Source organism: Burkholderia sp. WSM2230 (genome assembly GCF_000472445.1).
Lineage (GTDB): Bacteria > Pseudomonadota > Gammaproteobacteria > Burkholderiales > Burkholderiaceae > Paraburkholderia.
In genome coordinates this window covers 946,056-958,062 of the sequence record NZ_AXAJ01000001.1, presented here as the reverse complement: position 1 = coordinate 958,062, position 12,007 = coordinate 946,056, and the positions used below count along the sequence as shown (strand labels likewise).

Here is a 12,007-nt window from a genome sequence, read left to right as displayed (position 1 = left end):
GTATCAACGGTATACAAACGGTGTTCGCGGGACACGACAGATCGACAACCCGGCAAGCCTTGACGATGATGCGCCGATGCGCGCAAATCTGCACGCAACGTGACATCGTGGGCGCGTTGAGCGAACTGCTGTTGCTGTTCGTTGACGTGCGCGAATGCCAACCCCGAAATGCGAAGGACACGAGCGGCACTAGGCCGCGTTCAGCCAGTGCTCGCAAAGCGGGCCGTGCTTGCCGTCGACGGGGTCCATTTGCGGAAACGGCAATGCGTGCATGGCCGCGAGTTCCTGCGGCGTGAGCGCTTCACGACGAATGTCCCACTGCTGGCCCGCCGGATAGCCGGCCACCACGCGAAAGCGCCCCTCGAACGATTGCAGGCAGTGGCCGGTGCCGGCGGGCAGCAGCAGAACGTCCCCGGCGGAAACGCTGACCACCTTGCCGCCCGGACCGCCGACGATCACTTCGGCGGAACCTTCGGTGACGCCAAGCACCTCGTGCGCGGTCGAGTGAAAATGGTGATAGTCGAAGATGCCGTCGCGCCACTGCGGCGGCCATTGATTGCGCGCGAACAGCAGTTCGAATGCGGCGGCAACATCGCCGATGGCGGGGTCGACTGCCTGCCGGTAAATCACGACGGGCAGCTTGCGGTTATTCGGTACCCACTCGTGCGGCTCAAGCATGAAGGCTTCGTACTCGGTCTGGACCGCGTCAAATGCGTGCTTCGAATCTTCCTGCATGTTTGGCTCCTATGCGTGGCGGTGCCCGTCCGGTGCGCGAACCGGTAACGGGCGATCTCGCACTGCCGCATAAAGCGCGCCTGCCCCGGCTTGTCAGCCGATTAAAACCTGCCGGGTCAGCTGCAGGCCGGGACGCCGGTGCAGCCATGCAACCGCCCAGCCGTGCAACCGTGCGGAAAAAGGCAACGCCCGACAGCCTTCACACGAAAGCTCAGCCGCCGCCGATGCCCTGCAGCACTTTCCCCGTGCCGCCGCACACCGTGCATTGCTTTCCCTCCACCTTGCCGGTGCCGTGACAGGCGCGGCAAATGTCTTCGCCCACGCCGGGCGCGTCGGGAGGCGCTTCGTCACCGGGATTCAGGGGTTCGTTGTCCTGTTGCATATGTCTCTCCGTTTGGTGTTTGACGCGATCAGTTCTTGTGCGACGCCCGCCCCCCGCCGCCCGCCGGCTCCGCATGCGCGCCAGTGCCGAGCGGAACCTCTGCGGTCTGCTCGGGGTGCTGGTTCGAGCGCGGCGGATTCGTCTGTTGATCGACGCCGGTCTGCACGACCGACTCGATGCCCAGTGGACTCGGCTCGACGTAGTGCGCGCCGCTCGGCTGGTTGCGCGCTTTGACTTCCGGTGTCGGTTCGGGAGCATCGGCATTCGCGCGTGGGGTGTCGGGCTGCTGGTTCGACTGTGTGTGAGGTTGTGTGTCGGGCTTTGTCTCGGCGTGCGATTCGGGCTGCATTCCGGGCTGCATAGTGGCTCTCCTTTTATCGGCTACTCCTGTGTCGCAGCAACATATGGACCCCAACCGATGAAGCTTGCCTTGTGGCCTTGCAACTGCCGTGCTCAGGTCTTCATTTGCGCGTGGTTAGCTGATGCCTTCGGCACGCTTCGCGCACGCGTCAGGCATGCATTCGCGCACGCACACGCATTGAGTACGCATTGAGCATCCATTGGGCACGTCCATTGCGTGATCAACGCTGAAGCTTCGGAATCATCTTTGTAAAAAGGAGCGCCTCATGCCTGTCACGACCATTCGCGTATCCGATACGGAAGTGCAAGTCGAACGAACCCTTTACACGTTCGCCCAAAAGAGCGATGCCGACGCGTTCGCACAGTGCGTAGTGAACGATTCCATCGACGCCTGCTATCGCAGCCATCCGCCGCTCTCGGCACGTCCCACGGTGCCCGACGAACATCCCGACGATCCGGATCGCGGCAGCACGATTTCGCCGTCGCTCGGCGGGATGCCCTGAGGCGCGCTCGCGCGCCGCCCCTGGATGTTGCACGTCAGCGCGTCGCCTGGATGTGGCGCGCGAGCGCGCCGCGCTCGAGGTTGCGAGCCCGCCGTCATCACTTTTCCGGCGAAGCGCGATCGGCCGCCACGATCTGCTTGCCATACTCGATGGCGGCGCGGCGCGCTTCATCGGCCGTCTCGTATGGACCGATCTCCGGCGCACCGTCGAACGGAAAGAGAATCCTCCTGTCCGCTTTGCGGAGGACCTTCAGTCCACCTACATAACGGCCGTCGCCTGTTCCGTGATAGCTGGCGAAAATCTCGAACTCATCGTCAGCAACGTCGGCCTTGTGTCGCGCCATTTGTGTTTCCCTGTCCCTGTATTCGCGGTGCTCGACGAAGCACCCCAAGCTGTGCGCGCAATGCCACGTGCATTGCGCGTGATCGAACAGAGCAACGACCGTTCCACGTGCGGAAGCCGCTACGCGAAAGGCGATGAAGGAAACAAGGGGCATGCGCATTGCGCGCAGTAAGGAACGACAGAAACAGCAGCAGAAACAGAAGCAGGTGGAGGTAACGATGACCCTGTCACACGCTCACGACGCAGCGCCTCGCGTGATGCATACGCCGACGCCGCCTGAGATCGACCCGGAGAAGCCGCCGGCCCCGAACATCGATCCCGATCCGCCGCCCGCGCCGGATGACGACCCGGGCGGTGCGCCGCCCGGCGCGCCCGAAGGCGACCCGCCTGCGAAGCCGCCGCCGGTGCGTGCACTGCGGCGCGCGTGCCACTGACTCGCAATTGGCGTGAGGCTCGCGCGGACCGAGGTGCGAGGCCGCCTCGCGCGTTAGCAATCGCGCCGCTTAAACCGGCGCCTCGCGAATCAGAACTGATGCAGCATGCCGACGTAAGCGCCCGTCTGCGATTCGCCGACGAGCGGGCTCGTGTTGCTCGACGAGTCGCGCGGCGACGCCTGCAGCGAAAAATTCGCGTTGCCGCTGTTGCGCACGTAGCCCACGGTGCCGTAAAGGAAGGTGCGCCTCGAGAGGTTATAGGTGGTGCCGAGCACGTACATCATGGCGTGCCCGGAGGGATCGTGCGCGGAGTCGCCCGCGCCGTCGCCGACCTTCACGTAGTAGCCGCCCGCGGTGACGGCCCAGCGCGGCTGGAAGTTGTAGGTAGCGCCGAGCCAGTAGTGGTCCGCGGTATCGGCAACGCCGGCCGGCGAATCCGGTGCCGAGTAATGGGTATAGGCGCCCTGAATCTTCACCGCATCGAAATGCACATTGGCACCGACGAAGTATTCACGCGAACTCTGGAAGATGTTCGAGAAACGTCCATTGCTGTCGCGCAGTTCGTCGTAAATGCCGCGTACGTCGAAGAGTTGCGAATGATAGGTCAGCATGATGCCGTCCGAGCGGCCGAATTCGCCGCTCGCGCCGCTGTTGAACGCGCCGGGTTGATTGCCGAATGCGTATTGCGCCTGCACGTCGAAGCCCCAGAACACCGGGCTGTGATATTCGACGTTATTGCTGGTCTGCTGCCAGTTCCGTCCGCGCACGAGCGACGCCGACGAAAACGCCTGCTGCACGAAGGGATCGAATTCCCACACGCCGTCGCTGTCGATGAACAGATTGCGGCCCGCTTGCAGCGTGCCCCATTGCTGGCTGCTGAGTCCCACGAACGCGCGGCGCGACCACAGCCGTCCGCCGCTCGTCGTGCCGTCCATCACCTGCAGGCCGGTTTCGAGGTTGAAGATCCCCTTGAGTCCGCCGCCCAGATCCTCACTGCCTTTCAGGCCCAGCATGCTGGTGCCCCAGTCGCCGCCTTCGGCGCGCCAGCGGCTCGAACTCCCGCCCGCGCCGTTGTTGATGTGATTCATGTATTCGATGCCGGCATCGAGGCGGCCATAGAGCGTCACGCTCGTTTGGCCATAGGCGAGCGGGCTTGCCAACGCGAGTGCGGCCACCAGTTTTGTGTGTAGTCTCATTGTCTCGCCATCCGTTCTTGTGACGTTTTCTTATGCGCTTTCTTGTGACGCGGTATGGGCACAGCAGACGCAAAGCGAACTGCACGCATTGCCGCCGAACTATAGGCGATGCTCGCTACGGCCACTATCCGTTTTGCGCAATAGTTTCTTGCGAGGTCCGCACTCGACTTCGCGCCGTCGCTCAGTTCGGTGCCTCCAAAGCCGGCCAAGTTAAGATAGCCGGTCAATCGGCACGAGCCAGGCTGGTTATCCTGCCGGACTCGTGACGGACCCATTTCCCCGCAGAATGCCGATGAATACGCCCGATCTGATCGAAGAAGAATACCTTGGCCTCTATCGACGCATGACTGAAAGCGCCGCGGAGTGGTGGCGCGTGAGCGTCGCGGACCGGCCCGAGACCTACCGGCTTGAACACGGTGTCGACGACGGCGGTCGGCATGGCGCCGTCGACATGGACCTGGTGGTCGACGCCGAGAACCTGCGCGCCAAGCTGAAGAAATGGCGCCGCGAGGGTTTCGCGCTGCAAGCCGCCAACAACTCCATAGACGCCGCGCCCTCATGCGACCGCGACAACTTCATGCCGCACCTGCACCGCGCTGCAGCGCACGCGCGCGCGACGCGGCAAGGCAAGACGCCATCTGATGCGACGACGGTTCCGATCGGCGATATCGAAGTGCCTTGCGGCGCCGGCGGTCCGCTCGTGCCGCGCTTCAACCCGGCGTATCTGTTTTCGGCACGCTTTAACGACATTCTCGAAGATATCGTGGAAAACCGGCGCGTCATGCTGATCGGGCACACGGGCGCGGGCAAAACCAGCCTGATCGAGCAGGTCGCCGCGCGCTCGCATCACGGCGTGCTGCGATCCAATATGAACGGCCAGACAACAGTGGGCGACTTTGTCGGCTTCTGGACGGTCAAGGGCGGCGAAACGCTGTGGGTCGACGGCGTGTTACCCACCGCGATGCGCGAAGGCCACTGGCTGATCGTCGACGAAATCGATTTTGCCGAGCCGTCGATTCTCGCGGCGCTGACCGCGGTGCTCGAACCGCACGGCCGTCTCGTACTGAAGGAAAAGGGTAATGAGATCGTCGCGCCGCATGCCTCTTTCCGGCTCTTTGCGACCGCCAACGCGGTGGGCGCAATGAGCCAGTTCCGCCATCTGTACCAGGGCGCGAATCTGATGAACGAGGCGTTTCTCGACCGCTGGCGCGTGTATCTCCTCGACTACCTGTCGCCCGCCGAGGAAACCGACGTGCTCATGCGCACGCTGGCGCCGCACATGTCCCGCCCGCTTGCTGCCACGCTCGCCGCGATTGCCGCGGACTGCCGCGCGGCCTTCGCGCGCGAGGACCTGTCGAGCGCGTTCTCCACGCGGCGCCTGCTCGACTGGGCCGAGCTGATGCTGCGCACCGGCGACCCGGAGCGCGCCGCCGGCCCCGCTATCTACGCGAAAGTCAGCCCCGAGGATGCGGCGCTGATTCGCGGAATCATCCGCCATCACATTGCACCGGCGGGCTGACGCACTCATGAACGCCCGGCATGCAATGGCTGACGCGCGCGGCTTCGCATTCGAATCGACACTCGGCAAGATCGCGCGGGTGCTGACCGGACAGTATGGCGTGGCCGTGGTGTTCAGCCCCGACGGCCCGCGCGTCGAGCCAGGCCGCATCGTGATACCCGACTATGCGCTGGACGGCGGCGTCGAGCGTGACGTGCTGATCGGTTACCTCGACCTGCTCGTGGCGCGAGCAAAGCATGCGTCGCTCGCGCAACTCGACGCCTTGCCGCGAGGCGTCACGGCCAGCCTCGCGCAAGTGATCGACGACCGCCGCGTGTGTGGCCAACTGCTCGACGAATATCCGGGGGCGCGCTGGTTCATCGGCAAGCTGCGTCTGCATGCCGCCGAACGCGCGAGGCAGCGTTGGCCGAAACTGCGGTGGCGTGACCGGCTCGCGTGGCTTGTCGAGCGTGCGCTTTGGGACGAACAAGCGGACGCCTCGGAAGCAAGCCACTCGCTGCTGGCGGCCCTGCACGCGGCTCACGACATCCTCGTGCAGGCTCGCGCGAGCCGTTCGAGCGCGCAAAGCATCGAGGCGGCCCAAGCACTGGTGGCACGCGTCCGTGCCTTGTCGGCGGGCGACGTCAACACGATGAGCTTCACAGCGGGCCCCGTCGAAGATATCGAAACGGACACGGCGGCATCGTCTGCCCCATTCGACGATGCGGCGCTGAATCACGACAACACTGCGAACGACAACGCACCCTCGCCGCCATCCGCCATGAGCTCAGACTCGCAGGCAGAAAACGCAGTGGGCATGGCTCAAACGCTGGCCGGCGCGCAGCATCCGTCTACCGACTCACACGACGCGGCAAGCGCGCGGCCCGGCTTCGCGCGGCCCCAGTTGTCGATTCCGCTCGCCACCGAGTTCGATGAAATCGCCGATCTCACGGGTCAGGGCGACAGTGCCGCGTGGCGCGCGTTGCGGGCCCAGGCGCGCGCGGACACCGCACCGCTGAAGGACAAACTTGAGCGCGCACTGAGTGCGGACGAGCGCATCCGCTGGCGCCGCGAGCAGGAGCGCGGCGAGCTGGACCGCACGGCGCTCGCGCGGCTCGCGACTTCGCCGGGCTATCGCACGCCGTTTCGCACGCAGCGGCCGTCCAAGGGCCGCGACGTTGCCGTCACGCTGCTGATCGACCGCAGCGGTTCGATGGCGGGCCGCAAGATCGAGCTCGCGCGGCTCTGCGCAAGCGCATTGTGCGACGCGCTCACGCAGTTGTCGTTCGATTGCGAAGTGCTCGGCTACTGCTCGCTCGAATCGGCGCCGATGCAGCAGCTCTACGAACGGCAGCGCGCAGACGGCGCCGATCTGCGGCGCTACAACCGCTTCGTCGAACGGCTCGACCTCAAGGTATACAAGCGCTTTGGCGCGACCGACATGAGCGGCATTGCCGCGATCGACTGCGGTTACGAAAACCCGGACGGCGAGGCGCTTGCCTGGGCCGCCGCGCGGCTCGCCGACCATCCGGCGGGGCGGCGCATCCTGATGGTGTTGTCGGACGGCTACCCCTCGACCGGCGACGGCGACCCGCAGGTGCTGCGCAGCGACCTGCGCGAACGTGTGGCTGCAATCGGCAAGCGCGGTATCGAGCTCGTCGGCATCGGCGTGCTGACCGATGCCGTCGAAGACTTCTATCCGCACAACGTGGTGGTGAGCCGTCTTGCGCAATTGCCATCGACGGTCTTTTCGGTGCTCAGTTCGATGCTACTCGTGCGGTGAGCCGCGCCGCGTGACGCGTAATGCGTGACGCGTGAGTACGCGCTCAACGGCCCGGCGCCGGCTGCATCGTCGCAATCGGGATCAGGAATTGGGAGAAGCCGGTCAGCATGATCTGCACGCCGATGCACAACAGCAGAAACGACGAAACCCGCATTGCCACCTTGGTGCCTTCTGCGCCGAGATAGCGCGCGAACACGACCGAGCGGCTATAGACCAGGTAGACGGTTAGCGCCACTGCGAGCGAGATCACCACCGAAGCGATGCCCGACAGCACGAACTCGGAGAGCTTATGCGTACGGTTCGCGGTCAGCGCAATGGCCGTGGCAATGGAACCGGGGCCAGTGGTCAACGGAATCGTCAGCGGGAAGAACGCTCTCGCCTTCGCGTTTTCCGCGTCCACGCGCTTTACGCCCGGCTGTTCGGCGGGCTGCGTGTCGGGCGCATTCAGCATTTGCCAGCCGCCCACCGCGACCGCCAGTCCGCCGCCGATGCGCAATGCCTCCATCGAAATGCCGAAGAAATGCAGAATCGGCGTACCGATGAAAAACGCCACCAGCAGCACGCAGACGACATTGATCGCGATCTTTCGCGCGAGGGCCGTGCGTTCCTCCGTCGTCAACGAAGCGGTACGGTCGAGAAAAACAAAGGCAACGCCGATCGGGTTGATGATGCTGATCAGCCCGGTGAAGCCGAACAGAATGTCCGAGATCAGACTTTCGACCATATACGATCCGTGTCGAGCGGCGCCCCGAACATGCCGACTGCCATGCGGTGGGCGCGCCGCGCCGTGTAGTTGAACCGGAGGCGCGGCGCCTTAAGAGCCCGCGCGCCTTGCGTGGCCAGAATCATATCGCGGCGCGATATAAATCCGCGAAAAAGGGTCTGGCTGCCACGCATGGGCTGCGTGCGCCGGGCGCGAAGACCGCGGATTGCAACGCAACAAGCACACGCGCGGGAAGCGTAGATCGATGCGCACGCAACTTTCATCCAGCCTACAGCTTTTTTGAACTACTTTACGCGACGCAAGCATCAGGCATACAGTCCCCAGCGAAGCCGCACTTTCAACGAAACGTACTTACAGTTCGAGGAGTTGCCCCATGTTGCTTCGTGTACTCGCCGCGCTGCCGTTTGTCGGCATTCTGCTCGGTATTCCGTTTGTGAATCGCGTCGAGCCGCTCGTGCTCGGCATGCCGTTCGTGCTGGGCTGGATCGTCGCGTGGGTGGTACTGAGTTCGATCATCATGGCGATTGTCTACCGTCTTGACTCGTCGAATCGCCAGATTGCCGCGGACAGCGAGGAGGTCCGCCCATGAGCGCGCTCGTCATCATTGCAGCGATTACGCTGTTTGCGCTGTTTCTCGGTGTGCGCGCAAAGCATGGCCACGACATGAGCCTCGAACAGTGGACCGTAGGCGGCCGCAGCTTCGGCACCGCCTTCGTGTTCCTGCTGATGGCCGGGGAAATCTACACGACGTTCACGTTCCTCGGCGGCAGCGGCTTTGCGTACGGCAAAGGCGCGGCTGTCTATTACATTCTCGCGTACGGCACGCTCGCGTACATCCTGTCGTACTGGATGCTGCCGCCCATCTGGCGTTTTGCGAAGCAGCAGCGTCTCGTGTCCCAGCCGCATTTTTTCACCCGCAAATACGACAGCCCCGCGCTCGGTACGCTCGTCGCGCTGGTCGGCGTGGCTGCGCTGATTCCCTATCTGGTTCTGCAATTGAAGGGGCTCGGCATTATCGTCGCGACCGCTTCGTATGGCGCGATTTCGTCGACGGCCGCTATCTGGATCGGCGCCGCCGTGGTCACCGCATATGTGATCGTCTCGGGCGTGCGCGGCTCCGCATGGAACTCGGTCGTAAAAGACCTGCTGATTCTCGCCATCGTGCTGTTCCTCGGCATTTATCTGCCGCTGCACTACTACGGCAGCCTCGGCGAAATGTTCCATGCGATCGACACCGCCCGCCCCGGCTTCCTGACTTTCCCGGCGAAAGGCTCCAGCGTGACGTGGTTCCAGTCCACCGTGCTGCTCACGGCGCTTGGGTTTTTCATGTGGCCGCACACATTCGGCTCGATCTTCACCGCGAAGGACGAGCGCATTTTCCGCCGCAATGCGATCGTGCTGCCGCTCTATCAATTGATCCTGCTGTTCGTGTTCTTCGTGGGATTCGCGGCGACGCTTAAGGTGCCGGGGCTCAAAGGCGGCGACATCGACCTGTCGCTGTTCCGCCTTTCGTTGCAGACCTTCGACCCGTGGTTCGTCGGCGTGATAGGCGCGGCCGGCATTCTCACGGCGCTGGTGCCGGGCTCGATGATCCTCACCTCGGCCTCGACGCTGCTCGCCAATGACGTCTATCGCGGCATGGTGAACCGCAATGCATCGGACGCCTCCGTCGCGAACCTGGCGCGCGTTCTCGTGCCGGTCGTCGCACTGGTCGCGGTGGCCTTCACGCTGCACGGCGGCGAGACCATCGTCGCGTTGCTGCTGATGGGCTACAGCTTCGTCACGCAGCTCTTTCCGGCGGTGGTTTGCAGCCTCTTTCCGCGCAATCGGGCCACGAAGCAAGGGGCATTCTGCGGCATCGTCGCGGGCGTCGCGGTGGTCGCGATCACCACGACCATGCATCTGACAATTGGACAATTGATGCCCTTCCTGCCCGACGCGCTCAAAGACGTGAACATTGGCTTCGTTGCGCTGGCCGTGAACGTGATCGTCTTCGTTATTGTGAGTGCGATGACGCAGGGCGGACGCGTCGAGCAAGCGCACGCATCGGCGCATTAGTTATAAGCGGCTCTCACCTGGCCGTCGCCTTGCGCGACGGTTTTTTGCGCATACACACTGGGACGTCAAAAATACACTCGCGTGAAAAAAACGCCCGGAACGCACGACGCGAAGATGGCGCAGTAACTGATGGTTGCCGTTGAAACGCCCCGGTTTCAGAGCCGCCCGTGACGAACGCCATGCCGGGCACAGCGCTTGCTATTTCATGGCCCTGTGTTTCCGCCGCACTGCACAAGTGCAAATCGCGTCCTCGGGGGCCATCTTGCCGCTTAACGTCCTACTTGTCGCTTCCGAAGCTCTTCCTCTCGCGAAATCCGGCGGACTCGGCGACATGGTCAGTGCCTATGCTGGGGCCCTGCGCGATGCGGGCGTCGACGTCTCTATCCTGATGCCCGCCTATCCGGCGGCGCTGGAAAAAGCCGTGGACGTCGCGCCGGTTGCGCGCATGACCGGGCTGCCCGGCGGCGACGCGCGTCTGTTGCGCGCGCGCATGCCCGACAGCGGCGTGACGGTGCTGCTGCTGCAAATGGACCACCTGTTCGCACGCGAGGGTATGTACCGAGACCCGCAAGGACGCGACTACCTCGACAACCTCGCGCGCTTCGCCTCGCTAGCGGCAGCGGCCACGCGCGTGGCGCGCGGCGTTCGCAACCTGAAGCGCCCCGACATCGTGCATGCGCACGATTGGCACGCAGGCCTCACGCCGCTTTACATGCGGCTTGCCGGCGTGGCCGCAAAAAGCGTATTCACGATTCACAACCTCGCGTTCCAAGGCAATCATCCGCTCGCGATGGGCGGCTGGATTGGCGTGCCGCCCGAATTGCTGGTGCCGGCACTGAGCGACGAGCGCAGCATCGAATTTTACGGATCGCTCAGCATGATGAAGGCCGGCATCGTGCACGCGGATCGCGTGACGACCGTCAGTCAGCGCTATGCACGCGAGATCCTGACGCCGCGCTTCGGCAACGGAATGGAGGGCGTGCTGCAGGCACAGGCGGCGAAGCTTTCGGGCATCGTCAATGGCATCGATACGTCCGCGTGGAATCCGGCCACCGACGCGCACATCGCGCGCCCCTATTCCGTCGACGACACGGCCGGCAAGCAGGCCTGCAAGCGCGAGTTGCAACAGGCGTCCGGCCTGACGCGCGACCCATTCGCCCCGCTCGTCGCGATTGGCAGCCGGCTGACGGAGCAGAAACTCGCTGACGTGGTGATACGTGCATTGCCGGTCTTGCTCGAGCAACATCCACGTTTGCAGTTCGCGATTCTCGGCCAGGGCGAACGGGCGCTCGAACACGCCATGCAGGAACTGGCTGCCGCGTGGCCCAGCCGGGTGGACGTGCAGATCGGTTACGACGAACGGCGCGCACACATGCTGCACGCGGGCGCGGATATCCTGCTGCACGGCAGCCGCTTCGAGCCTTGCGGACTCACGCAACTCTATGCAATGCGTTACGGCACGATTCCAGTGGCCTCGGGCGTCGGCGGCCTCGCGGATACCATCGTCGACTACGCGCCGGATCACGCACGCGGCGAAGACTGCGCGACCGGCTTCCTGTTCGACGGCGAAGACGCCAACGACGTGGTGCAGGCACTGGGCCGCGCGTTGGCCGCTTTTGTGCGGCCGTCGTCGTGGCATGCGTTGCAGCGCAATGCGATGAGCCGCGATTCGAGCTGGGAAGTGTCCACGTCGAACTATCTCGCGCTGTACGCGGATCTCGTCGATGCTCGTCCCGCGCGGCGCGACACGCGCGTTCGCAAGACGCCTGGCCGCGCGAGAACCGCGGCGTCCGCAGGAGCGCGGCAGGTTCACCGGGACGAAGCGTTTAGCGCCGGAGTCGGTGAAATGGTTCGGAGCGCGTAATAATCGCGCAGGGCCGCAGGGCCGCAGGGCCGCGGCGCAGTTGCGCTCTACTGTGCACGCCGCCGGCCGCGCACTCAGTCCGCGCGCACCTCGTGGCCGCGCACGCGAACGACATACGCGGCACACTC

General features: G+C 64.3%; 13 protein-coding genes. 7 read left to right on the top strand and 6 right to left on the bottom strand.

Annotated features, from left to right (window positions below; translation table 11 throughout):
- Positions 1 to 189: 189 nt before the first annotated feature.
- The 3 genes from A3AC_RS0104365 to A3AC_RS0104355 form a co-directional block, all read right to left on the bottom strand.
- The gene (locus A3AC_RS0104365) at positions 190 to 735 is read right to left on the bottom strand and encodes a cupin domain-containing protein (RefSeq protein WP_025597596.1); all 546 of its coding nucleotides are present in this window, start codon (positions 733 to 735) and stop codon (positions 190 to 192) included.
- Positions 736 to 946: 211 nt separating this feature from the next.
- On the bottom strand, positions 947 to 1,117 hold the full coding sequence (locus tag A3AC_RS30600; RefSeq protein WP_006047046.1) for a hypothetical protein: 171 nt from the start codon (positions 1,115 to 1,117) through the stop codon (positions 947 to 949).
- Between the two features lie 28 nt (positions 1,118 to 1,145).
- Positions 1,146 to 1,478 (bottom strand): hypothetical protein, encoded by a 333-nt coding sequence (locus tag A3AC_RS0104355; protein WP_025597595.1) that lies wholly within the window; start codon positions 1,476 to 1,478, stop codon positions 1,146 to 1,148.
- Between the two features lie 265 nt (positions 1,479 to 1,743).
- On the opposite strand from A3AC_RS0104355, the gene A3AC_RS0104350 reads away from it, so the two are divergent.
- On the top strand, positions 1,744 to 1,980 hold the full coding sequence (locus A3AC_RS0104350; protein ID WP_025597594.1) for a hypothetical protein: 237 nt from the start codon (positions 1,744 to 1,746) through the stop codon (positions 1,978 to 1,980).
- Between the two features lie 97 nt (positions 1,981 to 2,077).
- Here A3AC_RS0104350 and A3AC_RS29010 read toward each other — a convergent pair whose 3' ends face one another.
- A complete protein-coding gene (locus A3AC_RS29010; protein ID WP_013341193.1) occupies positions 2,078 to 2,323 on the bottom strand; it encodes a DUF6723 family protein in 246 nt (81 codons plus the stop codon).
- Positions 2,324 to 2,540: 217 nt separating this feature from the next.
- On the opposite strand from A3AC_RS29010, the gene A3AC_RS0104340 reads away from it, so the two are divergent.
- A complete protein-coding gene (locus tag A3AC_RS0104340) occupies positions 2,541 to 2,756 on the top strand; it encodes a hypothetical protein (RefSeq protein WP_025597592.1) in 216 nt (71 codons plus the stop codon).
- 89 nt (positions 2,757 to 2,845) lie between these two features.
- Here the strand turns inward: A3AC_RS0104340 and A3AC_RS0104335 are convergent, their stop codons facing one another.
- Entirely contained in the window at positions 2,846 to 3,952 is a 1,107-nt protein-coding gene (locus A3AC_RS0104335; RefSeq protein ID WP_035474551.1) for a porin, read from the bottom strand.
- 292 nt (positions 3,953 to 4,244) lie between these two features.
- Here A3AC_RS0104335 and A3AC_RS0104330 point away from each other — a divergent pair, with 292 nt between their 5' ends.
- A complete protein-coding gene (locus A3AC_RS0104330; RefSeq protein WP_025597590.1) occupies positions 4,245 to 5,471 on the top strand; it encodes an AAA family ATPase in 1,227 nt (408 codons plus the stop codon).
- A gap of 7 nt (positions 5,472 to 5,478) precedes the next feature.
- Complete coding sequence (locus A3AC_RS0104325) at positions 5,479 to 7,233, top strand: cobaltochelatase CobT-related protein (protein WP_025597589.1); 1,755 nt, start codon at positions 5,479 to 5,481, stop codon at positions 7,231 to 7,233.
- A 43-nt stretch (positions 7,234 to 7,276) separates the two neighbouring features.
- Here A3AC_RS0104325 and A3AC_RS0104320 read toward each other — a convergent pair whose 3' ends face one another.
- Entirely contained in the window at positions 7,277 to 7,957 is a 681-nt protein-coding gene (locus A3AC_RS0104320; protein ID WP_025597588.1) for a MarC family protein, read from the bottom strand.
- Positions 7,958 to 8,330: 373 nt separating this feature from the next.
- Between A3AC_RS0104320 and A3AC_RS0104310 the strand changes: the two genes are divergently transcribed.
- The 3 genes from A3AC_RS0104310 (at position 8,331) to glgA (ending at position 11,879) form a co-directional block, all read left to right on the top strand.
- A complete protein-coding gene (locus A3AC_RS0104310) occupies positions 8,331 to 8,546 on the top strand; it encodes a DUF3311 domain-containing protein (protein ID WP_025597587.1) in 216 nt (71 codons plus the stop codon).
- Positions 8,543 to 10,015, top strand: coding sequence for a sodium:solute symporter family protein (locus A3AC_RS0104305; protein ID WP_025597586.1), 1,473 nt, complete (start codon positions 8,543 to 8,545; stop codon positions 10,013 to 10,015). The genes A3AC_RS0104310 and A3AC_RS0104305 overlap by 4 nt, the downstream gene beginning before the upstream one ends.
- 262 nt (positions 10,016 to 10,277) lie before the next feature.
- A complete protein-coding gene (gene glgA, locus A3AC_RS0104300; RefSeq protein WP_025597585.1) occupies positions 10,278 to 11,879 on the top strand; it encodes a glycogen synthase GlgA in 1,602 nt (533 codons plus the stop codon).
- The last annotated feature ends 128 nt before the right edge of the window (positions 11,880 to 12,007 follow it).

Bases quoted from the DNA above. Each gene is read 5' to 3' on its own strand.
- A3AC_RS0104365 (WP_025597596.1), bottom strand. From the start codon at position 735: ATGCAGGAAGATTCGAAGCACGCATTTGACGCGGTCCAGACCGAGTAC.
- A3AC_RS30600 (WP_006047046.1), bottom strand. From the start codon at position 1,117: ATGCAACAGGACAACGAACCCCTGAATCCCGGTGACGAAGCGCCTCCC.
- A3AC_RS0104355 (WP_025597595.1), bottom strand. From the start codon at position 1,478: ATGCAGCCCGGAATGCAGCCCGAATCGCACGCCGAGACAAAGCCCGAC.
- A3AC_RS0104350 (WP_025597594.1), top strand. From the start codon at position 1,744: ATGCCTGTCACGACCATTCGCGTATCCGATACGGAAGTGCAAGTCGAA.
- A3AC_RS29010 (WP_013341193.1), bottom strand. From the start codon at position 2,323: ATGGCGCGACACAAGGCCGACGTTGCTGACGATGAGTTCGAGATTTTC.
- A3AC_RS0104340 (WP_025597592.1), top strand. From the start codon at position 2,541: ATGACCCTGTCACACGCTCACGACGCAGCGCCTCGCGTGATGCATACG.
- A3AC_RS0104335 (WP_035474551.1), bottom strand. From the start codon at position 3,952: ATGAGACTACACACAAAACTGGTGGCCGCACTCGCGTTGGCAAGCCCG.
- A3AC_RS0104330 (WP_025597590.1), top strand. From the start codon at position 4,245: ATGAATACGCCCGATCTGATCGAAGAAGAATACCTTGGCCTCTATCGA.
- A3AC_RS0104325 (WP_025597589.1), top strand. From the start codon at position 5,479: ATGAACGCCCGGCATGCAATGGCTGACGCGCGCGGCTTCGCATTCGAA.
- A3AC_RS0104320 (WP_025597588.1), bottom strand. From the start codon at position 7,957: ATGGTCGAAAGTCTGATCTCGGACATTCTGTTCGGCTTCACCGGGCTG.
- A3AC_RS0104310 (WP_025597587.1), top strand. From the start codon at position 8,331: ATGTTGCTTCGTGTACTCGCCGCGCTGCCGTTTGTCGGCATTCTGCTC.
- A3AC_RS0104305 (WP_025597586.1), top strand. From the start codon at position 8,543: ATGAGCGCGCTCGTCATCATTGCAGCGATTACGCTGTTTGCGCTGTTT.